Here is a 22,504-nt window from a genome sequence, read left to right on the forward strand (position 1 = left end):
CGATATCTGCAACCGAAGGGACCCCGAATGACCACCCAACGCATCGGCATCATCATGAACGGCGTCACGGGACGCATGGGCACCAACCAGCATCTGGTACGGTCGATCCTGGCGATTCGTGCGCAAGGCGGCGTCGCCGGGCCCGGCGGGGTGACCGTCATGCCCGAACCCGTCCTCGTTGGACGTAACGAAGCCAAACTGTCCGGACTCGCTGAGGCGCACGGCGGCTTGGCATACACGACGGACCTCGCCGAACTCTGGAAAGACGACCGGTACCCCGTCTATTTCGATGCGCAGACGACGCTCCGCCGTTACGAGGACGTCAAGACTGCGATTGCGCACGGCAAACACGTGTACTGCGAAAAGCCCGTCGCCACCACGTCCGCGGATGGTTTCGACCTGTACAGCCGCGCGGTCAAAGCGGGTGTCAAACACGGGGTCGTCCAGGACAAACTCTGGCTGCCCGGCCTGCGCAAGCTGCAATACCTTATAGACACGAATTTTTTTGGCGAGATACTTAACGTCCGCGGTGACTTCGGGTACTGGGTGTTCCCCGGCGAGCACCAACCGCTGCAGCGCCCGTCGTGGAACTACCGCGCCAAGGAAGGCGGTGGCATTATCCTCGACATGTTCTGCCACTGGCGCTATGTCATCGACAACCTTTTCGGCAACGTAACGGCCGTCTCCGCGCTCGGGGCGACGCACGTCAAACGGCGCTGGGACGAACAGGGCAAGCCTTACGATTGCGATACCGACGACGCCGCGTATGCGACCTTCACCACCGACCGCGGCGTCATCTGCCAGTTCAATTCGAGCTGGTGCACAAGGGTCCGCCGCGACGATCTCCTCACGATTCATGTGGACGGCACCCACGGTTCCGCTGTCGCGGGCCTGCGCCAATGCTGGGTCCAACACGACGCCACCACGCCGCGCCCCGTCTGGAACCCCGACATCGATTCGCCCATCGACTACCGGGCCGGGTGGGAATTGATGCCCACGGGCATTGCCTATGACAATGCCTTCAAGGCCCAGTGGGAGCTGTTCCTCAGACATATCGCGTTCGATACCCCCTTCCGCTGGGACCTTAAAGAAGGCGCCAAGGGTGTACAGTTGGCAGAGCTTGGGTTGCAGTCATGGAAAGAGCGGAAGTGGGTTGACGTGCCAGCGACGTAGATAGCCTGTCCATCGAAGCGTCAGGGAATAAGGATGGATACGGAGGCAGCGGACACATCGCTCATTTTTCGCAGTACGCCGCGCCGGGTGGCTTTCGGCGCGGTTGGCCGGGGTAAAACATTGACAACCCCTTGGGGCTGTGTTAGACTCCGAATAAGAGAAAGACGCAATTTGGGCTCGATTTTTCGACCAGGTGAGGGAGGGGTTCCTCGTGCGAAAGGCCAGCAAATCTTGGGTGAAAGTCCTGGCAGTGGCGGTGATCCTCGGCGTGCTTGCGCCGACGTATGTCGCGATTGCGGAAAGTTATGACCCCGACCAGATGATTGTGCCGCCAACGGGTTTCGAGAAGCGGCTGACCAAGCTGGGCCGTGGGTTGTCGAACGTGTTGTTGGGCTGGGCGGAAATTCCGGTCACGTTCGATAAGAAACTGAAGGAAGGCAAGCCGCTGGGTTACCTTGTCGGCGTGGTGCCGGTGCTGGGCACGACGCGCGCCGTCCTTCGTACGAGCACGGGCGTGTTCGAGATGTTCACGTTCCCTGTGACGGATCCCGAAGTGAATTTCGAGGCGGTCCTCGAACCCGCTTACATTTTCTAACAGCGATCGATTTCTGAAGTGCACCAAGCGTTCGCCGCTTGGTGCCTTCTTTTTTGGGGCGCGTCCGTATCCGCGAATAGACGCGCGCCGGCGGTTGGTGTACCATTTGCGCGGACGTGTAGTACTTGGGGGGAACGTATGGACTGGACGAAGCAGGGCGCTGCGGTCGTGTCGTCCGTAGAGTTTACGACGGGGCAGCGCGGAAAGGTCGTTATCGTAGGCCCGCGCGAGAATCCCAAGGGCGCGGTCATTGTAATTGCCGGCCCCGCGGGCGTGGAGACCCGCTCTGTCGGAGAATACCTGGACCGGTTGAATCCGGCGGCGGTTGCGGAAATCCTGTGCATGCAGGAACGGGCTTTTGGCGCGTCCGGTCTGCCCAAGGTGCAATTGCCGTGAGCGGCAACTATACGATCGAGAAGCTGCTGGACGAGGTCGTCACGTTGCCGAGTCTGCCGACGACGGTTTCGCGGGTGACGGAACTTATCAACGATCCCGCCTCTAATCTCTCCGACGTAGCCCATGTGATTCAGACGGATCCGGCCCTTGCGCTGAAGACGTTGCGGCTGGTGAATTCGGCGTACTACGGCGTCGGTCAGCGGGTGGACACGGTCGATCACGCGGTGACGATGCTCGGCATCAAGGTCATCCGCAACCTGGCGTACACGGCGGCAGTGTTCGAGACATTTCAGCGCGGTTCGAGCGAGCTGCTTCACCATAGTGTGACGACGGGCATCGCGATGCGGTCGCTGATTGAACACTCCGCGTGCCGGGGTATGATCGATCCGGACGAGGCGTTCGTATACGGGTTGTTGCACGACGTTGGGAAAATCCTCATCTTCGAGTTTCTGCCGAAGCAGGCGGAAAGCGCGACCCTGATGAGTCACGCGCGCAAGCTGCCGGTGTACGAGGCGGAGCGCGCGGTGATTGGCGTCGATCATGCGGAACTCGGGAGCAGGCTGATTGAGAAGTGGGGCCTTTCGCCGCAGCTTGCGGGGGCCATTGCCGGCCACCACGATTTGAGCCGGTGCGAGGAGCCCGCCCATCGCAAGCTGGCGGCCGCGTTGGGCGTGGCGGACTACATCTGCGGGGTGGCGGGTGTGCCCGCGGGGGCGCGCGCGGTGCTGCACATCGACGCGGATCACTGGGCCGCCGCGGGAATCAACAGCCGGACGGTGCCGATCATTCTGGATCGGTTCTTTGCGTCGCTCGGGTTCGTCGACGAACTGATGCGGTTGGCGTCGTAGCCCGGGCCTTTCACGCGAACAGCGAAAACGTGTACCATCCGTTGCGTCACATGAAGTTCCATAGCTTCCCGTCTATACTGGCCGTTCGCGTGAAAGGTCCTCTCGCCATGCGCTCAAGGTCTTACTCGTGAGCATTTCTCACCGCACCGAAGGATTTTGCATCCACTGCGGCGTCGTGGGGCGGTGAGAAATGCGGGGTAGGCGGCGCCCGGCCGCGCATCTACGCGAAGCATGCGCCTGATTGAACTTACCTGCGACCACTTCCGATGCCTGCATGGACTGCGCTTCGCGCCGGGGCCGGAAGTAAATGTCATTCGGGGAGACAACGCGCAGGGGAAGACGTCCATCCTTGAAGCGATGCTGTACGCGGCGACGAGCAAGAGTCACCGCACGAGCGCGGAGTCCGATCTGGTTCAGCGGGGCGAACCGGTGTTCCGGGTGGGGGCGCGGGTGCAGCGTGCGGCGCGCGAGGTGTCGACGGAGATTGCGTGGTCGCACGGGGCGAAGCGAATCAGGGTGAACGGCGTCAACCAGACGCGCGTGAGCGATCTGCTCGGCACGATAAACGTCGTAATCTTCTCGCCGGAGGACTCGGACCTTGTGCGCGGATCGGCGTCGAACCGGCGCACGTTTCTGGACATGGAGCTGTCGCAATTGCACGCGAGCTACCTGCACGCGCTGCAGCGCTACCGCCACGCGATGCGGCAGCGGAACGAACTCCTTCGGCTGCCGAATTCGGACCCGTCGTTGCTCGAGCCATGGGACGCGCAGTTGGCCGAGCACGGTTCCGTGATCGTACGCGAGCGGCGGCGGTTCATCGACCAGCTTGCGCCGCTGGCGAAGAGCGCGTACCGCGCACTAGCGGACGGCGAAGAAATGAGTGTGACATATCGTCCCGACGTGAAGGAAGACGTGCCGCTACTCGACGCGATCGTGGCGTCGCGAAAGTCCGATGTGCGGCAGGGGGTGACCACGCGCGGGCCGCACCGCGACGACCTCGAGTTTGTCGTGGACGAGAAGGCGGCGCGGCAGTTCGCGTCGCAGGGTCAACAGAAGACGGCGGGGCTTGCGGTGAAGCTCGCGGAACTCGAATTGATGCGCGAACGCACGGGCGAGTATCCGATCCTGCTGTTGGACGACGTGTTCGCCGAGTTGGACGCGAACCGGTCGCGTGAAGTGTTGTCGACTATCCCTGCTGAGGTCCAGTGCTTCATTACGACGACGGAGTTTGGGCTGGGCCGGGAACTCGAGTCGCGCCGGCCGCGGGTGTTCACCGTGGAGAAGGGTGAACTGCGGGACGGGTAGGGTGTTTCCCAGTTGTCGGTCGCGCGCGCTTGAGCTTGTGCTGGTCATCGCACTCGATTCTTTCGAGTATCGTGTGCGAGTGCGATGACGATGCACGAGCGCGAGACTGGCGGGGCATCCGATCTCAAAGCGCTGTAGGGCGCAGACTCAGAACAAGTAGCCAGTGTGCGTGAACATCCACCATGCCGCCGGAACTGTACACAACACGGCGACGACGGCATACGAGACGATGGTGCGCCGCCACCGGTGCGAGGCCCACGCGGCAGGCCGAATGCCGAGCGCCAACAGGGGCCATAGTAACAGCCCGGTCAGGCCGACCCACACGGGAATCATCGCCGGAGAGAGTTCGCCGCCGTCGTAGAACCACCCGTCGAAGCAGATCGCGAGATACAGGGGTATTGCGCGGACGGTCGTGTCAACGAACCAGAGCAGCGCAAGCCATTTCACGCCAAGCGACAGGATTGTCAAGAGTGGCAACGTGAGGAGTAAGAATAGGCCTAGCGAGGTCCAGCGGACCGTTCTTGGAGAGGTTGTCATAATACGGCCCTCCTTCCACCCAGTATAGCATGCGTTTTGCCGCCCCGAGATTATTCTATGGTATTCTCGGCGCGGGCATGCGAATGGGAGGGCACGGGGTATGGCGCGATACGGCGGCGAGTATTCCGAAACGTTTACCGTAGATGTCCCTATCGCGGAAGCGAAGGCGCACTTCAGTAATCTCGACAATATTGCGCAGTGTTACGGCGACGTGAAATCGGCGAAGAAGCTGGCCAAACCGGGTACGCTAAAGCTCACGCTGAATCCGAAGACGGAACTGGGGGTGACGTTCAACGGCGAGCACACGTGCCACTGGGAGTTCGACAACGAGTCCACGCTGAAATGGGTGTCAAACGGCAAGGGCAACATGGTCTCGAAGGGCAAGGCAATCTTTACGCCTTCGGGGAAGAAGAAGACCAAGATTGAGTATACCGAGCGAATGGAACTGGACATGGAGGTCGCGTTTTTATTGCGGGCGCTCATTGGTCCGATCGTGTCGAAACAGATACGCGACGGGGTGAGAGACTACCTTGAACGCATGCGGGAATTGCTGTCCGAAAAATGACCAAACCATTCGAGTTGCTTCGGGAAATCGTAATCGTACCCTTCGACGCATCTTGGGCGGACGAGTACCGCACTATCGCCTCGGCGCTTTCGGGCGTATTCGGCGATGAACTGTTTGCCACGCATCATGTCGGCAGCACCGCGATCGCAGGTATGCGCGCAAAGCCGATCATCGATGTCCTGATCGAAGTGCGCGACATTGAGCGCGTGGACGGGTTCGACGATCGCATGATCGCGCTTGGCTACGAGCCGCGGGGCGAATTCGGCATCGCGGGCCGTCGTTTTTTTGTGAAGTACGAAAACGGTGTTCGCAAGCAGCACGTCCACACGTTTCAGCGGGGACACGAAGCGGTCGGATCGCATTTGGATTTCCGGGACTACTTGATGGCGCACCCGGATGTCGCCGGCGCCTACGCACGCCTGAAGGATGCGCTGGCCGAAGAGTTCAGGGACGACATCGTTGGATACTCCGATGGAAAAGCCGGGTTCATCGCCGATGTAATCGAGCGCGCGAGAGAGGAACGTGCATCCGTGACGCGGTGGGAATCATGACGCCGTTTTCAGACGGCCCCATTTCACCACAGTTCCGGCCATTGCGATTGCGGGGAAACGCTGTACTACGTTCGCTCCAAACGCGTGGCATATCGGAAACAATGGCAAATGCCGTTCCGCATGCCCCGCGCGGCGCCTGCGTGTGCTGGGGCGTCCCCTTTCATGTGTCGCGGCCGATTCATGCGAGGGACAATCCGGTTCGCGTCGCGCTCGATCCGTTCAAGGCGCGTTGGCTTGTATTCATGCACACGAGCGACGTCGAGCCGCTCGACTGGAACGCGCACGGGTTCATCTCGCCGATGCGCGGGAATGGGCGGCTGGGCGAGCACGTTGCGACGTACGTGTTGCGCTACGCAGACGGGTCGGAGGCGCGGCACGCGATTCGGCGTCGGCGGCAAATCGGGATGGTGCAGCGCATGTCGTGGGGGGAAAATTGCACAGAGTGCGTCGTGCACCGCAAGCCGTGTTCGATTCCGTTGGTAAGCGAGCAAGCGTACGACGCGCCGCGCGGCGACCGCGGATCGTTCTACGGCGTCAGCACGACGCGTGTACAGCAGCCGGATTTTCCGCTGTGGGCGAACTATCTCTGGGCGTGGGAGAACCCGCACCCGGAGAAGGAGGTCGTGGGGCTGACGGTCGAACCGTGCGGATTCAACGTGATCCTGTCCGGGATTTCGGCTGGGGTGGTTTCATCGAATCCGCTGCGCTGGGAGGCGCGCAAGAAGTGTGTGCTTCGATTGCCCAAGGGCGTCACGTTTGACCCGAAGATGGACGCCCATGGACTGTATGGACAAGTACAGATCGACCTCGGACAGGTAATCTCCGCGCAACCACGGTTTATCTATCCGAACGATTCATGGGCGAAATCGTACGACAATCAAGTGCCCGCGATTTCGGAACGAGACGTTCTTGTCGAGTACACGGCGCATCCCGACGCGCATTTCCATGTGCTCGGCAAGACCGTGCCCGTGCAAGCGGCGGCCGCGGGAAGAGTGCCGACATTGTTGACGCCGATCGTGCCGGCGACGAAGCGCGTGACGTTGCGCGTTGTCGAGCGCGCCAGTAAGAGGCCGGTGCCGGTGAAGCTGCACGTGCACGGCGAGGCGGGGGAATATCTTGCGCCGATCGATCGCCATCGCAATCCGAATACGGGATGGATCGAAGACTACAGCGCGGACTTCGTGAACCAGAACCTGCACCGGTGCGCGTATATCTCGGGCGAGACGGCGATCGATCTGCCCTTGGGCCGGGTGTACGTCGAGGTGAGCAAGGGGTTCGAGATTGCGCCCGTACGCATGGTGTTCACGGTCGCTCCGTCAACAAACACCATCACACTCGCAATCGACAAAGTGCTCGACTGGCGCGAGCGCGGGTGGGTGACGGCGGACACGCACGTACACTTCCTCTCGCCGACAACGGCATTGCTCGAAGGCGAGGCGGAAGGTGTCAACGTCGTCAATCTACTTGCGAGCCAGTGGGGCGAGTTGATGACAAACGTCGGCGACTTCGACGGCAGGATGACGTGGGGATCAAGGGAAGCCGGCGGCGATGGCGAGTACCTCGTGCGCGTGGGCACGGAGAACCGGCAGCACGTGCTGGGGCACATTTCGCTGCTGGGATACACGGGCAACATGATCGTGCCGCTGTGCGTGGGCGGGCCGGACGAATCGGCGTTGGGCGATCCGGTGAGTGTGTTGATGTCGGAATGGGCGCGGCAGTGCAAGAAACAGGGCGGCCTTGTAATCATGCCGCACTTTCCGAACCCGCGTCTCGAGAACGCAGCGAACTTGATCAGTGGTGAGATCGACGCCGTCGAGATGACGTCGTGGGGCAACCTCTACGGCGGTATCGATCCCTATTCGTTGTCGGACTGGTATCGCTATCTGAATTGTGGATATTTCATCCCCGCGGTGGGCGGAACGGACAAGATGACCGCGCTGACGCCGGTCGGCGCAATCCGCACGTACGCGCGCATCCCGCGCAACCGTGGGTTCACGTACGCGAACTGGATGGAGGCAATACGCGCGGGTAACACGTTCGTGACGTACGGTCCGTTAATCGAGTTTAGCGTCGAGGGCAAACCCGCCGGCGCGCGAATCAAGATGAAGCGCAACGGCGGCGCCGTCGATGTCGAGTGGAATGCGGCGAGCGTGACGGCGCCGATGTCGCGCGTAGACCTCGTCGTGAACGGCGAGATTCGCGAGAGCAAGGCCGTTAATCCGCGGCAGGCGCGCGGCGCGTGGCGTGTGAAGGTCGATCGGTGCTCATGGATCGCGCTGCTCGTGCGCGGGCATTATCCCGACAAACCGGAGATCGTCGCCGCGCACACATCGCCGGTGATGGTCGAGGTCGCGGGTACGGAATTTTTCTCCGCGGTCGACGCCGAGACGATGCTCGATCAAATCGAGGGCGCGCTCGCGTATCTCGACACCATCGGCACGCGTGTGGAGACGGCCACGTACAAGCGCATGCGCATGATCCTCACCGCCGCGCACCGGAAACTCCACAACGAAATGCACCGGCGCGGCCATGGCCATCACCACACCCACGCGCACGATCACCACAACAAGTGAAACCGGTACGTTGTGGTAGGGTATGAATTGGTTGGCGGACAATTTTGGATTTTTGATTTTGGATTTCGGATTGAAAAGCGGAGACCCTGTAACGGGCGGCGAGACGAATAGCGCCGTTCGGCATAGCGCCTTGGCGCCTCCAAAGCGCATTCATCTGCTCGTTGGGATGCGCAGCGCCTGGCGCGAGAGGTGCGGTTGTATTCAATCCAGAGTCGTGGTTCCGGAATTCAAGATGCATTCCACGCCGTTCTGTCGCAAATGGGCCCAAAGTGTTGCCCTCGTTGCCGCTGTCCTGTTGCTTGTTGGGTGCGACAGCGCCGTCATTCAAGGCAAGGTATATGACTCGCGCGGCGAGGCGCTCCCGGGGGTTTCGGTGTTGACCGTGGACACGCCGTACGAGGCGTTGACGAACGGGCGCGGCGAGTATGCCGTGCGGTTCGTGCCGAAAAGGGAATTTCACATCAAGTTTTTCAAGACCGGTTACACGACCGGCGATCTACTGATACGCGATGTATTGGATGCACGCCCGGTCACGGCGACGCCGATCAGTCTCATTTCGTTGCCGGAAGGGCCGGGCGTATACCTCAGTGACGAGCGCTATACGAAGTACGAGCGCGCGGCGCCCGACAAACCGGTCGAGTTGCGCCGCGTGGCCGACGAGAGCACTGTGTTCGGCACGCACCGGCAACCGTACGAGACGCTCGACCGCAGTCCGTTCATCGTGGTGTATCGCGGATTCACGATTCCGCGGTACGGCATCAAGATGAACCGGCTCGAAGAGGCGGAGGTGAAGCGGCCTGACGGCATCTCCGGCAAGGAAGGGTTGAAAGCGTGGGTGCGGTCCGGCGAGGTGCCAATCGACGTTTCGGTCGTCGACGTTGGGCAGGCGCAACTGCTTCGCATCAGTTACGCCGGCGAGTTGGGGCTCGGCGCATACGCCGTGCAATGGGGCGCGCTGGACGGCGATCTAACCGCGGAAGAACCGCGCATTTTTTGTTTTCGCGTCGTTGAGACGTTGACACCGCCGCCGGACCTTGCAAAGCCAGCGACCGACGACGCTGCACCGGGCGACGCGCCGAAGACGAAGCCCGCACCGGACGATGTGCCGGAGATAAATGAGGCGCCATCCGGTCCCGCGGAGGATGCCGAACTGTAGCGGGCGAGTTCGCCGCGCGCGGCTTGCATACGTCGTCGCGCAGCCGATACCCTACGTCACATCATTCATGAACAACGGAACGCGTTATGACTGTCGGCGGCGCAGCCGATACGAATGACGTTCCAACCTCGGCGCGCCAACGTGTCTTAGCAAGGAAGTGCAATTTTGATCGGAATTATCGTATGAAGCGGCAGTATGTCGAGTCGTTGCAGGAAGGCGACACGGTTAACGACTATTTCATCGCAACCCGCAAGGACCTGCGTGAGCAGCAGAAGGGCGGCAAGTTCCTCGGGATGGTGTTCAAGGACCGGACGGGTGAGATCGGCGGCATCCTCTGGACGAACGCGGTCGCTGTTGCGCGAAACTTCGAGTTGGGCGACGTCGTCAACGTGCGCGGCACGGTCACGAGCTATCAGGACCGGTTGCAGGTGCGGGTGGATCAGGTGCTTCCGCTGCGGCAGGAGGAATACAACCTCGAGGACTTGGTCTACAAACCCGGCAACACCGAGGAATTGTCGACCAAATTCCGCGACATCATGGACACCATCGACAACGAATGGTTGCGGAAACTGGTGTTTTCGTTTTTGGACGACGCGGCGTTCATGGCGCGCTTTTCGTCGGCCGCCGCAGGGAAGAAATGGCACCACGCGTTTCCAGGCGGGTTGCTGCAGCACTGCTACGAACTCGCGCAACTTGCAGGCGCCGTGAGCGGCATCATCCCGCGCATCGATCGCGACGTGCTGTTGACCGGCGTGCTCGTACACGATGTCGGGAAGATCGACGAAATGACGCACGATCTCTACATCGACTACACGACGTCCGGAAAACTGCTCGGACATCTTGCAATCGGGGCGGACATGGTGCAGCGGCGTATCGACGCGCTGCCGGGGTTTCCGGAGATGCTGCGCCTTCAGGTGCTGCATTGCGTGTGGTCTCACCACGGGGAACTGGTGAACGGATCGCCCGTCGTACCGAAGACGCTCGAAGCGCTCGTGTTGTACCACATCGACAATCTCGACGCGCAGGCAGACGCGTTTATGCGGATTATGGATGAAACTCGGGACAAGGGTCAGATTTGGTCCGAGTACGTTCAGATGATCAATCGTCAGGTGTGGACGAAAGAACGTTTGTAGGCGAAAGACCTGGCGAAGTGTACGCGGCCGCGCGCCGGTACTTGCAGTCCACGGTATACGGCCGCGTTACGGGTCGTTCGTTTGGTCCGCCCCATCGATAGTTCGCCTCGACCGGACCGGCAATCCCGTTCGTGACGGTCTGCAATCGAGTGTGCCCACGGCAGGAATTCGATTACGATTGCGAAGACGATTACGATTACGAGTCAAATTTCGTGAACAGAGAATAGGCGATGTGGGATGCAAAATCCCGAACGCAGATACAGCATTGGCGAAGTGAGCGAGATGCTCGGGGTTACCGTCCGCACCCTGCGCGTTTGGGAGGGGCAGTTCAAGCAACTCAAGCCGAAGCGCGATCGGGTAAAGCGGCGCTACTATCTCCATGACGACATCGAGATCGCGCGGCGCATCAAGCAGTTGCTGAAGACGGAGAAGTTGTCGTCGGAAGGCGCGCGCATTCGGTTGACGCAGGAATTGCACATCGAGGGGCGGCCGCGTACGAAGAAGGAGTTGCTCGATCTCGTCGACGCGATCGAGAACGATATCCGCGATTTGATTGATCGCATGGACAAAACCGACGATCTGCTGCGCCGCGACGAAAAATAGTCTGGCCAACGTGGAAATGTCCAATGAGTAACCTATCGGGAAGTTGAGTTATGTTCAATCGTTCGCGCATTCGACCGGCCGCGGTCTTGTTTCTGGTGTTTTCGTTCGTCCCGCGCGCGGACGAGCGTCTGGACGCTGCAATGGACGCGATTGTGACGCGCCTGTACGCGGAGAAGTCGCTGGACCAATTACGCAGCCTGACACCGGAGCAGGTCGAGCCGTACCTTACGCCGGATATTCGCGATGCGCTTGCGACGGCGTATTGGCAGTTCGACGTAAACGTTCCGGCAGTCGTGTCGGTGATGCGCCACGTGAAGCAGCAGACCGCGCCGTCGTGGCTGGCGGAAGCGGGGTTCACGAAGACAGATTTGGTCGTGAGGAACGAGTCGTGCGACTACGAAGTGTGGCAGAAGAGGTTCGAGGCTGGGCGCGTCGCGCTAGGGATTAACGGATTCGATGGGCACCGCTTCTGCTATTTCGTGTGCGTCGGATCGCAAACTCCCGGGGCGGAGGTGAGGGTATCGAACGTTTTGCCCGCCGATCCGCCTATCGGCAGGATGGACGCGGGCGCGACGACATACACAGATTGGACGGAACTTGTGCTGACCGAGGTGCCGGATGCGCTGCGCGGTCACGTGCTGCTGACAACGTATCGCGGGCGAGCGCGCGAATGCCACCTGTTCGGAGGGTTTCGGGAGACGCCGTTTCCCTCGTCGGACAACCCGGATCAAATCACGTTGACATGGAGCGAGAACCCGAAGACGACGCAGGCGGTCTTGTGGCGGACCAATACGTCCGTGGCGAACGGCACAGTGCGGTATCGGGAAAAAGCCGCGCCGAACGTGCGGGCGATCGACGTACGGGCTTCGCTTGAACCGATCGACGACCGCATGCTGACGAACGATCGCACGTCGCACCGGCACACCGCGGTGATGCGGAATCTGAAGCCCGGCACGACGTACGCGTACAAGGTGGGAGAGTCCGAGCGGAACGTGTGGAGCGAGGAATACGAATTTACGACCGCGCCGGCAAGCGGGGACGCATTCTCATTTGTCCATTTGACGGACACGCACAACCGGGAAGTCGCGGGGAAACTGCTCGCGGCGGCGTACGCGCGCGAGTCACGGCCGTCGCTTGTCACTATTTCAGGCGACCTCGTCGATTACGGCCTTCACCGCGACTGCTGGGACAAACTGTTCGCGTATCTCGGCGAACCCATCGCGCGGATACCTGTTATTCCGTCAATTGGAAATCACGACGATCAGGACGGCCTCGGCCCCGGTACGTTTCTGAAGCAGTTTGCGTTGCCCTCGCCAAATTTCGAAGGGCTTCCGGCGGAACGCGCGTGCGCGATTCGCTACGCGAACGCTCTGTTTCTGGTGATTCCCATCGGGCTTTCGGTTGAAACGATTGGCGCGTGGCTCGAGCAAGAACTCGCCGCAACCGACGCGACGTGGAAGTTTGGCATCTACCATTTTCCAATGTACTCGACAGATCCGGAGTACGCAGGCTATTACGACAAGCAGGAATCGATCTGGGCGCGCGTGTTCGACAAGTATCATCTCGATTTCATGCTGACGGGGCACACGCACAATTACGAACGGCACAAGCCAATTTACGGAGGCAAGGAGGTCGATTCCCCAAACGATGGAACTGTCTACCTCGTCTCGGCGCCGGGGCATTACAGCACGTTCGATATTCGCGGAAGGGAGCTCGACTTTAAGACAATCGACGCGAAGGGAAATGTGACGGACACATTGACCATCAAGAAGTAATCGGCTCGCCTATCGCGACACCTACTTAAATTGCCTTGTCGATCATCCTCAGTATCAGCGCGTCGCGCCAGCGATCGGGCAGGTGGGTGAGGAGCATTTGGATGCGGGCGTCTTTGCCGACGAGGTAGCGGGTCTTGGGTTTCGTTGCGGTGAGGGCCTGGGCGACGACGTGAGCGACGTGTTGCGCGGGGACGGCGCCTTTGGCAGAGTTTTTCGCGCCCTCTTTCACTCGGTCGACAAGCGGGCCGTAGAGTTGCATCATGCGCGCCGGGAGGGAGGCTAATAAATCATTGGCGGCGCTCATCGATTTTTCCCAGATGGGCGTGTCAATGGCGCCGGGTTGGACGAGGGCGACCTCGATGCGCCAGGGGCGCAATTCCATGCGTAATGAGTCGGCGAGGGCTTCCATCGCGAATTTGGATGCGCAGTAGGGGCCGCCCATGGGTATGGAGAGCCTGCCGCTGGTAGACCCAATGATGACGATGCGTCCGCGCGCGGAGCGCAGCATGTCCATGAAGGCTTGCGTGACGGCGATCTGGCCGGTGACATTGACCTCAAACTGTTTGCGCAATAGATCGAGCGGCACAAACTCGAGCGGCGCGTTGACGCTGATTCCCGCGTTGTTTACGAGTCCGGCGAGGCCCGCATCGCCGACTGCTTCGGCGATGACGACTTTGGCGGTATCGATGGCAACGGCGTCCGTCACATCAAGGAGAACGGTCGAAAAGCGATCGGACGCCTTCGCCTTCAGCGCGTCGGCGTCGGCTTCCTTGCGGACTCCGGCAAAGACGCGGAAGCCGAGCGTGTCGAGATGGAGCGCGCAGGCCGCGCCAATGCCGGTGGATGCGCCGGTGACGAGTACGGCGCCACGATTTTCGAGAGGCATGATAGAGTCCTTTGCGGGTTTAGTTGGTGCATTGTAGCAGGTGGGCGAAAGGGTAGTCTGAAGATTGGGAGCAATGGAAGTCATGGGACCAATGGGACAAATGGGAACTGGATTTGCAGCGCGTTGCACGGAATGAGAGCAGCGAGATGATCGACAGGCAATCGGACTGCGCGGTACACAACGCAGCGCTGGCACAACGCATGCATGCGTTGAAGCCGCACCTGGATCGGCTGTACGGGACGTGGAACCGCGCGGAGTTTGTTTCGCCGGACCCGCTCGAGGCCGTGCGCGTGTTCGACGATCCGGGCGATTGCGAGGTAGCGGGACTGATCGCGTCGAGCCTTGCGTTTGGAAACGTGAAACAGATTTTGGCGAGCATCGATCTCGTGCTAACGACGATGAAGCGGCCTGCAGCGTGGCTCGATCGCGCGACGGAGCGCACCATACGGTCTGCGTTTGAAGGGTTCCGTCACCGTTACTCGACCGGCACGGAACTGAGCGACATGTTAGTCGGTGCGAAGCTCCTACGGGAGCGATTCGGTTCGCTGGGCGTCGCGTTCGCGGCGTGTATGCCGGTGGATGACGACGACATTTCGAACGGCCTCGAATCGTTTGTCGCACTCTTGAGGAGCGACGGGCGCGAGAACTATTTGCTGCCGAACCCCGCGCGCGGAAGCGCGTGTAAGCGGCTGCACTTGTATCTGCGCTGGATGGTCCGAAGTGACGCTGTCGATCTTGGATGTTGGGGCGGCGTCGCTGCGTCGAAGTTGTTGGTGCCGGTCGATACGCACATGCACCGGATCGCGATGCGGCTCGGGCTTACCGCGCGCAACGCGGCGGACCTGCGCACATCGCGCGAGATCACCGCGGCGTTTCGGGTCATCGCGCCGGAGGACCCGGTCCGGTATGACTTCGCCTTGACACGGCTGGGTATCCGGAAGGATACTAATGCAGAGCCTTTCTTGGCCGAATGCAGCGGGCATTTGCTTCGGTAAACGCCCTGCTGCATGGGGGTGGCATCCGGGGGGATGTGCCGAAGCGCGACCCTGTACCAAGCCTGAAAAGGGACCGGTGTGCCGCACCGGCGAGAATTCGAGTAAATGCGGGCGGCCGAATAGCGTTGGCCGAAGGTCCCGCAGGAAGGAGTGGAAGTATGTCGATGTTGGTAACGAAACCCGCGCCGGAGTTCAAGGCGCAGACTGTGTTGGCAGACAATACGATCGCGGAAAAGACGCTGTCGGAACTGCGTGGTAACAAGTACGCGGTGGTGTTTTTCTATCCGCTCGATTTTACGTTCGTGTGCCCGTCGGAGATCATCGCTTTCGATCGGAAGCTGGACGAGTTCAAGAGGCGGAATTGCGAGGTGATCGGTATTTCGGTGGATTCGCAGTTCACGCACCTCGCGTGGAAGAACACACCGCTCGATAAAGGCGGCATCGGGAACGTGCGGTTTCCGCTTGTTGCGGACCTGACGAAACAGATCGCGGAACAGTACGGCGTATTGTTCAATAATGCGGTCGCATTGCGCGGGTTGTTCCTGATCGACAAGGCGGGCGTGGTGCGGCACGCGGTAATCAACGACTTGCCGCTGGGCCGCAATATTGACGAGGCGCTGCGCATGCTTGACGCCCTGCAGTATCACGAAACGCACGGCGAGGTGTGCCCCGCGAATTGGAAAGAGGGACAGGCTGCGATGAAGCCGACGGCCGCGGGCGTCGCGGAGTATCTTGCGAAGCAGAATTAGCGGAATCGCGAATTCAAGGTCTGAAATTCCCGATATGGAATTCAATCTCTGAGATTACAGCGATTTTGAACATACCTCGCATGTCGCCGCGGCCACGCTTCTGGAGGAGGGGGCGTGGCCGTGTTCGATTCTCGCGGTGCGGCGCTGTGCGCCAAGCGTGTCCGGCAATCGTTACGTGTCTATTCCAATCGCGTCACGGACAACATAGAGCGGGCGGCGCTGGATTTCGATGTACGTGCGGCCGACATACTCGCCGAGGATGCCGATGAGGATGCACTGAAGGCCGCCGAGCAGCCAGAGTCCGGCGATGGCGAGTGCGCCAAGACTTACTCCGTTGCGCGCGCCCGAGAATCCAATCCATAAGCACGCGATCAGCGAGCAGACAGATACGAATGCGCCAAGTGGAAGCGCAATCCGCAATGGCGCGAGGGAAAAGCCGGTAATGCTGGTGACGGCCAGGCGCAGACTGCTGCGGTAGGTGTATTTCGTCTTGCCGGCGTGACGCGCGCCGTGTTCGTAATCCACGGTGGTTTGCCGAAAACCGGGCCACGACGTGAGCGTGCGGACGAGGCGGTGGCGTTGCGGGCACGCGCGAAACACGTCCGCAACGGCACGATCGATAATGCGGAATTCGCCGGTGTCCATGGGCAGGTCCCAGCCGACGAGCAAGCGCATCACGCGATACCAAAGGTACGCGAGCGCGCGTTTGAGGATAGGTTCGCCGCGGCGCGAGATGCGTCGTCCGCCGACTACGTCGTATCCTTCCTTCCACTTTGCGATCAACGCGGGCACGAGTTCCGGCGGGTCCTGGCCGTCGGCGTCCATCACGATGATCGCGTCTCCCTTTGCCGCGTCGATGCCCGCGGTAAGCGCGGCGGACTGGCCAAAGTTGCGCGAGAGAAAGATTGCCTTCACGCGCGGATCGTGCGCGTGGAGTTGTGACAAGACGAAGCGCGAGTTGTCGGAGCTGCCGTCATCCACGAAGATGAACTCAGCGGAATCGTCCGCAACGTCGAACACTTCGTGGAGCAGTTCGTAGATGTACCGGAGATTGGGCTCCTCGTTGTACGCGGGGACCACGACCGAAATGAGCTTCGGATCGGGTTTGGTCGCGCGTTTGCGCGTTCGTTTCTCGGCCCGCTTACGGGGCCGTTTCGCTTTTGCGCTTGCCAACGATGTGAAAACTCCAATAGCGGTCGCGGCCGTCGTTATAGTCGACGATGTCCATATCGCACGATTGCAGGAACGGAACGAGCACCTGCCACGTGGGGGACCATTTGTGCGCGCCGCCGACCCACGGCGCCCCGGGCCGCCACAGCGCGCAGGATTCGTGCGGCAGATACAGAAACAGTATACCGCCCGGCCTCAGTTTGCGAATCCAGAGCCGGAGCGCGTCCTGCCACTGTGCAAGGTGTTCGAGGCAGTGGGAACTGAACACGTAATCGAGGCTTGCGTCAGGAAACCGGTCGAGAGAATGGGCGTTCTCGGCGGCCGAATCGTCGATGGGTGTTGCGCCGGGGAACGGCCATTGGTTCGCGCCGATATCGATGCCGGCGCCGGCGCAATATTCTTGCGCAATGCCGAGAACATTCGCCGCCGCGTTACCGTGGGTGAGGTAGTCGGGATACAGCTCGCCGCCGTATTCGTGAAACACTTCGCCGTCGCGCTCGACGCGCTTCACGTGACGGCGTGTATAGAGACAAACGATTCCGGGAATAATCTCATCGGGATGACGGACGGCGCGGCGAATGATCTCGGCGATGCGCACGGCGCCTACGCGAAGATCGGCGGGCCGACAAAATCGATGCCGTGTTTCCCGCCGACGGCGATGAGCGCATCCAGCGACGGTTTACCCGCGCGGCAGAGGGAGTCGATGCCGCGGAAGAAGTGCTCGAACCCGCCGGGCGTTGTGATGACCAACAGCTTGCCGGGCGTCGTCCCGGCATTGCCGTACGTATGCGGGACGCCGCGTGGAATAAACGCAATTTGTCCCTGCTTCAATGCCAACTCCTCGCCACCGACGCGCGCGCGGTAGTCGCCTTCTATGACATAAAAAGTTTCATCTTCCTTGTGGTGCACGTGCAGCGGCGGACCCATGCGCGGCGGGTCGTTGGTGACGAAGATCGACATCGCGCCGCCTGACTCGTCGGAGGTCAGTTTCACGCGGACGGGAACGCCGAGGATATCGAGTAATTCGCCTTCGTCGTCCTGGCGAACAATGGGCCTTAGACCGTCCGGCTGATTGCACGGAAACGACGCGAGGTCGGCGTTCGGTGGAACAAACTCGATGCCGAATTCAGCGCCGCGAGCGAGAAGGGCTGGAATATCCGGCGGACCCGAAGGCAGGGGCGGTTCGTCGAGATGAGTGGCGCGTTCGCTGAATGGCGCCAAATACCGATCGAACCCCGCAGGCGTGACGATGACGAGAAACTGGCCCCACGGCTGTTGAACAGCGAAGCGGTGCGGAATACCGCTGGGCAGGAATGCGACGGCGCCGGGCCGGCCTGTGAAGCGGTCGGCGGAGGCCTGAAATTCAACGTCTGCATCCAGGAGCACGAAGACTTCGTGTTCGCGATGGTGCACATGCGGGGGAGGTTCGGTGCCTTTCCGTTTGCAGATGTCCACAATTGCGAGCGTGTCGTTCGTATGCTCCCCGCGCAGGGGATAGCTGTAACGTGAGCCCTGGTACCACGTCGCATTGGTGAGGTCGACTTCACGAACGTTCGATAATGGTGTCGCCATGCTCATCGCGTTTCTTCTTCTAACCTTTGTGGTCTGTTAATGCGTAGCAACTGGCCACGCAAATCTTCGACCAATGAAATAGCATCGTTGATGCGCGCGGCAAGCGACTCGAAATCGGTGTCCGATGAACACACGATAATTCCGAAATGCAGACCCGATTCCGCATGCAGCCGAATGAAATGCCTTCGATCGAGCGTTACGACCGCAGGCGCGTCCGTCGATGCGTGATTAAGAATCGCGCGGTCAGAACACCCTGCGATTGCGCTTACTGATTCGTGTGCAGTTCGAATATCGTGACCAAGCAGGCGAAGGGCGGTGACGACGAGAATCGGTAAGTTTTCGTCCGCGAACAGCCTCGCCAATCAGTCGTCCTCTTGCCCGCGAATTTGGCGATCGATGTCGGCAGCGTGCGTTGCGACATACGCCCACGCGTTGTGAAGGTCGTCGCTGCGGAGGGACGGGTACATCCCCAACAACTCCGCATCGCTCTTGCCAAGCCTACGCCATTTCTCGAGAAGCCAAACCGGGATTCGTGTGCGTACGACACAGGGGCTTCCCCCGCACACGTCGGGTATCGTCTCTATACCGGGCACACGATTGCCGGTCTCGCCGACCACAACGCGTAAGAGATGTGCCTTCTCCGCCTCGGACATCCTCGGCAACAATTCCCGTATCTTCTCAAGCGCATTCATTGGATTTCTGCCTTAACAGGCTTCCATGGTGTCACATTGCTTCTGCTGTACGCAATACCTTGACTTGCCCTTCATCCGTCCGTATCGTTTGGATTTTCCGGGGGGAAACGGGTCGAGGGAGCGATGGGTCGCGCGTGCCGCGCGCGGTCGCGTGGGAGAGTCGATGAGCACCTTGGGCAGCGCGGAACGGCCGCTGCGCGTGGCGATTGTGGGGAGTGGGCCTAGCGGGTTTTATTCCACGGAAGCGCTCTTTAAGTCGGACCTCTCGATACACGTCGACATGTTCGACCGACTGCCGACTCCTTTCGGACTGGTGCGCGGCGGCGTCGCGCCGGACCATCCAAAGATCAAGAGCGTCACGAAAATATACGACAAGATTGCAGCGCACGACGGCTTCACATTTTTTGGCAACGTGACTGTGGGACGGGACATCTCGGTCGAGGAACTGCGGCAGTTCTACGACGCGATTCTGTTTGCGTGCGGCGCGGAGACAGATAACCGTCTCGGCGTTCCCGGCGAGGACCTGCCGGGCAGTCACACGGCGACAGAGTTTGTGGGCTGGTACAACGGCCATCCGGATTACCGCGATCGCGAGTTCGATCTGTCGCGGGAGGTGGCCGTCGTAATTGGCCAGGGCAACGTCGCGATGGACGTGAGCCGAATTCTGGCGAAGACAGCGGACGAACTGCGCCACACCGACATTGCCGAGTATGCGCTCGACGCGCTCGCGGAGAGCAAGGTGCGCGAAATTCATCTCATCGGAAGGCGCGGCCCGGCACAGGCGAAATTCACGACGCCGGAGTTGCGCGAGATTGGCGAGTTGGCGGAGTGCGATGTGATCGTGCGCCATGAGGATCTAGCCGTCGACGCCGCGAGCCAGGCGGAATTGGACGACACCGAAAACCACACGGCGCGGAAAAACATGGCCGAACTTCGGGCAATCGCCGAGCGCACCACGGCGGGCAAGAAGCGGCGTTACGTGATGCACTTCTTGAAAAGTCCCGTCGAACTCGTTGGCGCGGCGCGGGTCGAATCGATTCGGCTCGAGCACAACCGGCTCGAAGGCAAGCCGTTCCAAACGCGCGCGGCGGGCACGGGTACGTTCGAGGAATTGGCATGCGGGCTGGTGTTTCGTAGCGTGGGCTATCGCGGCGTTCCGGTGCCGGGCGTTCCGTTCGACGCTGCGCGGGGACTGATTCCGAACGCGGCGGGCCGCGTACTCGACGGCGCGTCGGCCGTCTCCGGATTGTACGTTGCGGGATGGATTAAGCGCGGGCCCAGCGGCGTCATCGGCACGAATAAGCCCGACAGCCAGGAAACCGTCGCGTCATTGATCGCTGATTCCGCAACGCTTGCGCCGTGTGCGATTCCCGACACCGGGGCATTGCGAGGACTCCTCGGCCAACGCGGTATTCGCTCCGTTTCCTATGCCGACTGGAAACGAATCGACGCCGCCGAAATCGAACGCGGCCAGGCTAAGGGAAAGCCGCGGGAGAAGTTCGCGCGAATCGGCGAAATGTTGGAAGTTTTCTAGTGGTCTGCGTCATTTGAATTTGGCGGTCCCAGTCACGTGGAATACCGCCCGGCACGGAGACCGGGCGCTACAATCGTCAACAAAATCGATTGACGGGAACCACTAATGGTTCATACCATTTGTCTTTGACGGTGCATTCGGCGCTGCTTTTGGAACTGGAATCTCAAGTCTCAGATTTGAAATCTCAAACGGAAGAGGAGATCGGGAGTCAGGAGTCCAATGGAGTAGCGACATGTTTCCGCACGTAATGGACGCAAGGCATATCAGAGGTTATACCGTCTGGGTTCGATTCGATGACGGATCGGAAGGTGAAATTGACCTCTTGGACGCCCTTGACGGAACGGTGTTCGAGCCATTGCGTGACGTGCGCTTTTTCCGGCAGTTCTTAATCGATGGCAATACGCTTGCATGGCCAAACGGTGTGGACTTTGCGCCCGAGTTTCTGTATGAGCGGCTGAAAAACCGAGTGCATGAATGAATCGCACGCTGTCGAAGACACTACTAATAGCGTCTTGCACACCTGCCCTACACGCTTTTCCGAAGGAGCTTGGACGGGTCATGCTCCGGTCGAAGCTCGTCGGACGTTCAATCGCTATATCGCTCCTTCACACGATCCGTTCCATCCTCTCACCACGTCAGCCATTCGATTCCATTCGCCGATGCTTTGAACTTGCGTGCGCGGATGGAGGAACCTTCGCCTTCTTCGTAGTAGACGATGAGTATTGATCCGTCATTGAGCGTGACCATGCTGGGGTAGGCGCCGCCGACGGAATCGACGGACACGTTCTGGCTCCAGGTGGCGCAGTCGTCGAGCGAGTAGTGCAGGCTGGTGTTTGGGATGCGGTGTGCGATGAGCACGATGCCGTCCGGCGTTCGGTGCAAGTATGGGCAGTGGCCGGGGAATCCCATCGGTACGGACACGCTCCACGTCTTTCCGCCGTCGGTGGATTTTGAAAAGCGCATGCTCTCCTTTTCGGTTCGCTGCGCCGCGTAGAGAGCACCGTCTTTCAATTCGATGATGTCGGTTTCGGCGTCGAGCCGCAGTCCGCCGTTGGGAATGTCATAGGGGTGTGACCAGGTTTGGCCTTTGTCGGTGGAGATCGTCACAGCACCCCATGCGTCGCCGCTGTCTTCGAGGTAGAGTCCGAGAATCAGATTTCCATTCGAGAGCTCGCGGATCGGCGCGCTGCAATAGTAGGTGCTGACGAGACGCGGCGCGGACCACGTCTTGCCCGCGTCCGCGGATTCGACGATGTACGATCCGAGTCCGCGATATCCGCCGTCGGCCTTTTTGCGCAGCGAAAAGAAACTGCAGAGGATGCGTCCGTCGCTCAGTTGCACGACGGAGGGATCGCGGTCATCGTCCTCGGTATCGACGACGGTTTCCGCGGCGCTCCACGTGCGGCCTTCGTCGGACGAGTAGCATGCCGACGCGCGCCCTCCCTTCGGCAGGGCGTCGTTTGGCAACGACACGTGACCGTAGCCGGCGTAGAAGATCGCCATGAGGCGGCCGTCCTTGAGGCGGCACACGTCGGGAAACGCTTCGTACGCACCGGCCCCTGCGTCGCGGCAGACATAGACGAATTCCTTGTCCGCGACGAGTGGTGGAGTGTCTTGAGCAGCCGCCGACAAATTTGCCGCAAGCGCGACAACAATAGCCGCGGATACGGTATATGACAGGATATTCATTCGATAG

At 60.6% G+C, this 22,504-nt stretch carries 24 protein-coding genes; 16 read left to right on the plus strand and 8 right to left on the minus strand.

What is annotated here, in order from left to right; genetic code table 11:
• Positions 1 to 27 precede the first annotated feature (27 nt).
• The 5 genes from HUU46_17635 (at position 28) to recF (ending at position 4,317) form a co-directional block, all read left to right on the plus strand.
• Positions 28 to 1,173 (plus strand): Gfo/Idh/MocA family oxidoreductase, encoded by a 1,146-nt coding sequence (locus tag HUU46_17635; protein NUM55473.1) that lies wholly within the window; start codon positions 28 to 30, stop codon positions 1,171 to 1,173.
• Positions 1,174 to 1,384: 211 nt separating this feature from the next.
• Positions 1,385 to 1,768 (plus strand): exosortase system-associated protein, TIGR04073 family, encoded by a 384-nt coding sequence (locus HUU46_17640; protein ID NUM55474.1) that lies wholly within the window; start codon positions 1,385 to 1,387, stop codon positions 1,766 to 1,768.
• Positions 1,769 to 1,906: 138 nt separating this feature from the next.
• Entirely contained in the window at positions 1,907 to 2,164 is a 258-nt protein-coding gene (locus tag HUU46_17645; protein NUM55475.1) for a hypothetical protein, read from the plus strand.
• Positions 2,161 to 3,012, plus strand: coding sequence for an HDOD domain-containing protein (locus HUU46_17650; GenBank protein NUM55476.1), 852 nt, complete (start codon positions 2,161 to 2,163; stop codon positions 3,010 to 3,012). Before HUU46_17645 ends, HUU46_17650 begins: the two co-directional genes overlap by 4 nt.
• 231 nt (positions 3,013 to 3,243) lie before the next feature.
• On the plus strand, positions 3,244 to 4,317 hold the full coding sequence (gene recF / locus HUU46_17655; GenBank protein NUM55477.1) for a DNA replication/repair protein RecF: 1,074 nt from the start codon (positions 3,244 to 3,246) through the stop codon (positions 4,315 to 4,317).
• 147 nt (positions 4,318 to 4,464) lie between these two features.
• Here recF and HUU46_17660 read toward each other — a convergent pair whose 3' ends face one another.
• Positions 4,465 to 4,854 carry a hypothetical protein gene (locus HUU46_17660; GenBank protein ID NUM55478.1) on the minus strand — a complete coding sequence of 130 codons (390 nt, stop codon included), beginning with the start codon at positions 4,852 to 4,854 and terminating at the stop codon, positions 4,465 to 4,467.
• A 100-nt stretch (positions 4,855 to 4,954) separates the two neighbouring features.
• Between HUU46_17660 and HUU46_17665 the strand changes: the two genes are divergently transcribed.
• From HUU46_17665 to HUU46_17695, 7 genes are all read left to right on the plus strand, one after another.
• Positions 4,955 to 5,419 carry an SRPBCC family protein gene (locus HUU46_17665; GenBank protein NUM55479.1) on the plus strand — a complete coding sequence of 155 codons (465 nt, stop codon included), beginning with the start codon at positions 4,955 to 4,957 and terminating at the stop codon, positions 5,417 to 5,419.
• Positions 5,416 to 5,970 (plus strand): GrpB family protein, encoded by a 555-nt coding sequence (locus HUU46_17670; protein ID NUM55480.1) that lies wholly within the window; start codon positions 5,416 to 5,418, stop codon positions 5,968 to 5,970. The genes HUU46_17665 and HUU46_17670 overlap by 4 nt, the downstream gene beginning before the upstream one ends.
• 101 nt (positions 5,971 to 6,071) lie before the next feature.
• Positions 6,072 to 8,543, plus strand: a complete 2,472-nt coding sequence (locus HUU46_17675; protein ID NUM55481.1) for a CehA/McbA family metallohydrolase — start codon at positions 6,072 to 6,074, stop codon at positions 8,541 to 8,543.
• A gap of 232 nt (positions 8,544 to 8,775) precedes the next feature.
• Entirely contained in the window at positions 8,776 to 9,699 is a 924-nt protein-coding gene (locus HUU46_17680; protein NUM55482.1) for a carboxypeptidase-like regulatory domain-containing protein, read from the plus strand.
• Positions 9,700 to 9,881: 182 nt separating this feature from the next.
• Entirely contained in the window at positions 9,882 to 10,832 is a 951-nt protein-coding gene (locus HUU46_17685) for an HD domain-containing protein (GenBank protein ID NUM55483.1), read from the plus strand.
• A gap of 237 nt (positions 10,833 to 11,069) precedes the next feature.
• Positions 11,070 to 11,435 carry a MerR family transcriptional regulator gene (locus HUU46_17690; GenBank protein NUM55484.1) on the plus strand — a complete coding sequence of 122 codons (366 nt, stop codon included), beginning with the start codon at positions 11,070 to 11,072 and terminating at the stop codon, positions 11,433 to 11,435.
• A 50-nt stretch (positions 11,436 to 11,485) separates the two neighbouring features.
• A complete protein-coding gene (locus tag HUU46_17695) occupies positions 11,486 to 13,210 on the plus strand; it encodes a metallophosphoesterase family protein (protein NUM55485.1) in 1,725 nt (574 codons plus the stop codon).
• 25 nt (positions 13,211 to 13,235) lie between these two features.
• Here the strand turns inward: HUU46_17695 and HUU46_17700 are convergent, their stop codons facing one another.
• Positions 13,236 to 14,096, minus strand: a complete 861-nt coding sequence (locus HUU46_17700; GenBank protein NUM55486.1) for an SDR family oxidoreductase — start codon at positions 14,094 to 14,096, stop codon at positions 13,236 to 13,238.
• 146 nt (positions 14,097 to 14,242) lie between these two features.
• Between HUU46_17700 and HUU46_17705 the strand changes: the two genes are divergently transcribed.
• The gene (locus tag HUU46_17705; GenBank protein NUM55487.1) at positions 14,243 to 15,091 is read left to right on the plus strand and encodes a TIGR02757 family protein; all 849 of its coding nucleotides are present in this window, start codon (positions 14,243 to 14,245) and stop codon (positions 15,089 to 15,091) included.
• 158 nt (positions 15,092 to 15,249) lie between these two features.
• The gene (locus tag HUU46_17710; protein NUM55488.1) at positions 15,250 to 15,840 is read left to right on the plus strand and encodes a peroxiredoxin; all 591 of its coding nucleotides are present in this window, start codon (positions 15,250 to 15,252) and stop codon (positions 15,838 to 15,840) included.
• Between the two features lie 171 nt (positions 15,841 to 16,011).
• On the opposite strand, the gene HUU46_17715 is transcribed toward HUU46_17710, so the two are convergent.
• From HUU46_17715 to HUU46_17735, 5 genes are all read right to left on the minus strand, one after another.
• Positions 16,012 to 17,013 (minus strand): glycosyltransferase family 2 protein, encoded by a 1,002-nt coding sequence (locus tag HUU46_17715; GenBank protein NUM55489.1) that lies wholly within the window; start codon positions 17,011 to 17,013, stop codon positions 16,012 to 16,014.
• Positions 16,982 to 17,494, minus strand: a complete 513-nt coding sequence (locus tag HUU46_17720) for a methyltransferase domain-containing protein (GenBank protein NUM55490.1) — start codon at positions 17,492 to 17,494, stop codon at positions 16,982 to 16,984. The genes HUU46_17715 and HUU46_17720 overlap by 32 nt, the downstream gene beginning before the upstream one ends.
• A 119-nt stretch (positions 17,495 to 17,613) precedes the next feature.
• Complete coding sequence (locus tag HUU46_17725; GenBank protein ID NUM55491.1) at positions 17,614 to 18,588, minus strand: cupin domain-containing protein; 975 nt, start codon at positions 18,586 to 18,588, stop codon at positions 17,614 to 17,616.
• A complete protein-coding gene (locus tag HUU46_17730) occupies positions 18,585 to 18,944 on the minus strand; it encodes a DUF5615 family PIN-like protein (protein NUM55492.1) in 360 nt (119 codons plus the stop codon). Before HUU46_17730 ends, HUU46_17725 begins: the two co-directional genes overlap by 4 nt.
• Positions 18,945 to 19,274, minus strand: a complete 330-nt coding sequence (locus HUU46_17735; GenBank protein NUM55493.1) for a DUF433 domain-containing protein — start codon at positions 19,272 to 19,274, stop codon at positions 18,945 to 18,947. It abuts the gene before it with no gap.
• Between the two features lie 163 nt (positions 19,275 to 19,437).
• On the opposite strand from HUU46_17735, the gene HUU46_17740 reads away from it, so the two are divergent.
• Both HUU46_17740 and HUU46_17745 read left to right on the plus strand, forming a co-directional pair.
• Positions 19,438 to 20,808: an FAD-dependent oxidoreductase gene (locus HUU46_17740; protein ID NUM55494.1), complete on the plus strand. Its 1,371-nt coding sequence runs from the start codon at positions 19,438 to 19,440 to the stop codon at positions 20,806 to 20,808.
• Between the two features lie 232 nt (positions 20,809 to 21,040).
• Positions 21,041 to 21,286 (plus strand): DUF2442 domain-containing protein, encoded by a 246-nt coding sequence (locus HUU46_17745; GenBank protein NUM55495.1) that lies wholly within the window; start codon positions 21,041 to 21,043, stop codon positions 21,284 to 21,286.
• A gap of 149 nt (positions 21,287 to 21,435) precedes the next feature.
• Here HUU46_17745 and HUU46_17750 read toward each other — a convergent pair whose 3' ends face one another.
• A complete protein-coding gene (locus tag HUU46_17750) occupies positions 21,436 to 22,497 on the minus strand; it encodes an exo-alpha-sialidase (protein ID NUM55496.1) in 1,062 nt (353 codons plus the stop codon).
• Between the last annotated feature and the right edge of the window lie 7 nt (positions 22,498 to 22,504).

Source organism: Candidatus Hydrogenedentota bacterium, assembly GCA_013359265.1.
Lineage (GTDB): Bacteria > Hydrogenedentota > Hydrogenedentia > Hydrogenedentales > SLHB01 > JABWCD01.

Excerpts from the sequence above, each read along its gene's own strand:
- HUU46_17635 (NUM55473.1), top strand. The coding sequence starts at position 28 with ATGACCACCCAACGCATCGGCATCATCATGAACGGCGTCACGGGACGC.
- HUU46_17645 (NUM55475.1), top strand. The coding sequence starts at position 1,907 with ATGGACTGGACGAAGCAGGGCGCTGCGGTCGTGTCGTCCGTAGAGTTT.
- recF (NUM55477.1), top strand. The coding sequence starts at position 3,244 with ATGCGCCTGATTGAACTTACCTGCGACCACTTCCGATGCCTGCATGGA.
- HUU46_17660 (NUM55478.1), bottom strand. The coding sequence starts at position 4,854 with ATGACAACCTCTCCAAGAACGGTCCGCTGGACCTCGCTAGGCCTATTC.
- HUU46_17665 (NUM55479.1), top strand. The coding sequence starts at position 4,955 with ATGGCGCGATACGGCGGCGAGTATTCCGAAACGTTTACCGTAGATGTC.
- HUU46_17670 (NUM55480.1), top strand. The coding sequence starts at position 5,416 with ATGACCAAACCATTCGAGTTGCTTCGGGAAATCGTAATCGTACCCTTC.
- HUU46_17675 (NUM55481.1), top strand. The coding sequence starts at position 6,072 with ATGGCAAATGCCGTTCCGCATGCCCCGCGCGGCGCCTGCGTGTGCTGG.
- HUU46_17680 (NUM55482.1), top strand. The coding sequence starts at position 8,776 with ATGCATTCCACGCCGTTCTGTCGCAAATGGGCCCAAAGTGTTGCCCTC.
- HUU46_17685 (NUM55483.1), top strand. The coding sequence starts at position 9,882 with ATGAAGCGGCAGTATGTCGAGTCGTTGCAGGAAGGCGACACGGTTAAC.
- HUU46_17690 (NUM55484.1), top strand. The coding sequence starts at position 11,070 with ATGCAAAATCCCGAACGCAGATACAGCATTGGCGAAGTGAGCGAGATG.
- HUU46_17695 (NUM55485.1), top strand. The coding sequence starts at position 11,486 with ATGTTCAATCGTTCGCGCATTCGACCGGCCGCGGTCTTGTTTCTGGTG.
- HUU46_17700 (NUM55486.1), bottom strand. The coding sequence starts at position 14,096 with ATGCCTCTCGAAAATCGTGGCGCCGTACTCGTCACCGGCGCATCCACC.
- HUU46_17705 (NUM55487.1), top strand. The coding sequence starts at position 14,243 with ATGATCGACAGGCAATCGGACTGCGCGGTACACAACGCAGCGCTGGCA.
- HUU46_17710 (NUM55488.1), top strand. The coding sequence starts at position 15,250 with ATGTCGATGTTGGTAACGAAACCCGCGCCGGAGTTCAAGGCGCAGACT.
- HUU46_17725 (NUM55491.1), bottom strand. The coding sequence starts at position 18,588 with ATGAGCATGGCGACACCATTATCGAACGTTCGTGAAGTCGACCTCACC.
- HUU46_17735 (NUM55493.1), bottom strand. The coding sequence starts at position 19,274 with ATGAATGCGCTTGAGAAGATACGGGAATTGTTGCCGAGGATGTCCGAG.
- HUU46_17740 (NUM55494.1), top strand. The coding sequence starts at position 19,438 with ATGAGCACCTTGGGCAGCGCGGAACGGCCGCTGCGCGTGGCGATTGTG.
- HUU46_17745 (NUM55495.1), top strand. The coding sequence starts at position 21,041 with ATGTTTCCGCACGTAATGGACGCAAGGCATATCAGAGGTTATACCGTC.
- HUU46_17750 (NUM55496.1), bottom strand. The coding sequence starts at position 22,497 with ATGAATATCCTGTCATATACCGTATCCGCGGCTATTGTTGTCGCGCTT.